Consider the following 2,431-nt stretch of genomic DNA (forward strand, 5'->3'; position numbering starts at 1 on the left):
TGAGAGGTGCGGCTACGCGCCGCGCGGCCTCCGCCCCCGTCTTCTTTGCGGTCGTTCTTCCGTCCCGCTGCATCGGGCAATGTCAGTGGTGGCAGGCAGGATGACGGGCATGACAACACCTGCAGCTGTGATCACGGATGCCGCCGCTTACGCGCAGGCGGTCGAGGACGCGGTGAAGGCGTCGGCCGCCTACTACACGGGTGGGACGTCGGCATTGGACGATGACGCCTACGACCGGCTGGTGCGAGGCATCGCCGTGTGGGAGGCCGAACATCCTGATCAGGTGCTGCCCGACTCTCCGACGGGGAAGGTGGCCGGCGGCGCCGTGGGGGGCGATGTCCCGCACACGGTAGCGATGCTGAGTCTGGACAACGTGTTCTCGCCGGAGGAGCTCACCGCCTGGACCTCCTCCCTGGCCCGGCGCATCGGCCACGAGGCCGAGCGGTTCAGCGCCGAGCCGAAGCTTGATGGGCTCGCGGTCGCCGCCCGTTACGCCGGCGGTCGCCTGAGACAGCTGATCACACGCGGGGACGGGACGTCCGGGGAGGATGTCTCGCACGCGATCGGCACCATCGAGGGCCTGCCGGACGAACTCACCGAACCGGTCACCGTGGAAGTCCGGGGCGAAGTCCTGATGACAACCGCTCAGTTCGAGCACGCCAACGAGGTGCGCACCGCGCACGGCGGGCAGCCGTTCGCCAACCCGCGCGGCGCCGCGGCGGGCACCTTGCGCGCCAAGGAGCGTGCCTACACCGTGCCGATGACGTTCTTCGGCTACGGCCTGCTGCCCCTGCCCAATACCGAGACGGCGCTCGCCGCGCGGCTGGGCGAACTCGCGCACAGCGAGCTGATGGCGCAGGCCGCCACGTTCGGGATCAACACCACCGCCACCACCGCGGTGCCCGGCATCACCGCCGACACCGTCGAGCAGGTGCTGGCCCGCGTGCAGGAGATCGCCGCCCTGCGCGCCGAGCTGCCGTTCGGGATCGACGGGATAGTCATCAAGGCCGATCTGGCCGCCGACCAGCAGACGGCAGGATCGGGTTCGCGCGCTCCGCGTTGGGCGATCGCCTACAAGCTGCCGGCCGTCGAGAAGATCACCCGGCTGCTTGAGGTGGAGTGGAACGTCGGCCGCACCGGCATCATCGCCCCGCGCGCCGTTTTGGAACCGGTCGAGATCGACGGCGCCACCATCACCTACGCCACCCTCCACAACCCGGCCGACATCACCCGCCGCGACCTGCGTCTGGGCGACCACGTCATGGTCCACCGGGCCGGCGACGTCATCCCCCGTATCGAAGCCCCCGTCGCCCACCTGCGCACCGGCGACGAACAGCCCATCGCCTTCCCTGAGACGTGCCCGCGCTGCGGGGCCGACATCGACACCAGCGAGCAGCGCTGGCGCTGCGCGAACGGACGCAACTGCCACCTGGTGGCCGCCCTGTCCTACGCGGCCGGCCGCGACCAGCTCGACATCGAAGGCCTCGGCCACACCCGCGTCGTCCAACTCGTCGACGCCGGCCTCGTCGCCGATCTCGCCGACCTGTTCACCCTCACCCGCGAGCAGCTCCTGGGCCTGGAACGGATGGGCGCAACCAGCACCGACAACCTCCTCGCCGCCATCGCCGCGGCCAAGAGCCAGCCGCTGTCGCGGGTGCTGTGCGCGCTCGGGGTCCGCGGCACCGGCCGCTCCATGTCCCGCCGCGTTGCCCGGCACTTCGCCACCATGGACAACATCCGCGCCGCGGACGCGGAAGCGATGCAGCAGGTCGAGGGCATCGGCACCGAGAAGGCCCCCTCGATCGTCACCGAACTCGCCGAACTCGCCCCGCTCATCGACAAACTCGCCGCCGCCGGGATGAACATGACCGAACCCGGCGCCACCCCACCCACCCCGTACGACGGCGACACCGGCGACCACGACGAGAACACCGAGCGTGCGGGCGGACCCCTGGCCGGGATGACCCTGGTTGTCACCGGCGCAATGACCGGCCCCCTGGAGAAGCTCAGCCGCAACCAGATGAACGAGCTCATCGAACAAGCCGGCGGCCGCTCCTCCTCCAGCGTCTCCAAGAAGACCACCCTCGTCGTCGCCGGAGACGGCGCGGGGTCCAAGCGAGCCAAGGCCGAGGATCTCGGTATCCGCCTGGCCACCCCGGACGAATTCGCCGCCCTGGTCGCCGACTACCTCAACTAGGCCTCCAGCAAGGAGTGTTCCCCAGCTCACACCGGCAGCCGGGGCTGTGCGGGAACAACCCGAGACAGTTGACTGTTCACCTACACGTGACTCGTGGAGGGGACAGTGTCCCCGGGCCTCACCTATAGCCCATGGGGACGATCGTCCGGCTGAAGCCCCATGGAGCCTTCCGCCGAGAGGCGACCGCCCTCCGCACGTCACCGCCTTAAGGCCCCGGCCGGTCTCCCCCGTCCC

General features: G+C 70.1%; 1 protein-coding gene. It reads left to right on the forward strand.

What is annotated here, in order from left to right; genetic code table 11:
• Nucleotides 1-109: 109 nt before the first annotated feature.
• Nucleotides 110-2,197 (forward strand): NAD-dependent DNA ligase LigA, encoded by a 2,088-nt coding sequence (gene ligA / locus VXC91_RS44565; protein WP_329513043.1) that lies wholly within the window; start codon nt 110-112, stop codon nt 2,195-2,197.
• Nucleotides 2,198-2,431 lie beyond the last annotated feature (234 nt).

The organism is Streptomyces chiangmaiensis, from assembly GCF_036281785.1.
In the GTDB taxonomy this organism is placed as follows: domain Bacteria; phylum Actinomycetota; class Actinomycetes; order Streptomycetales; family Streptomycetaceae; genus Streptomyces; species Streptomyces chiangmaiensis.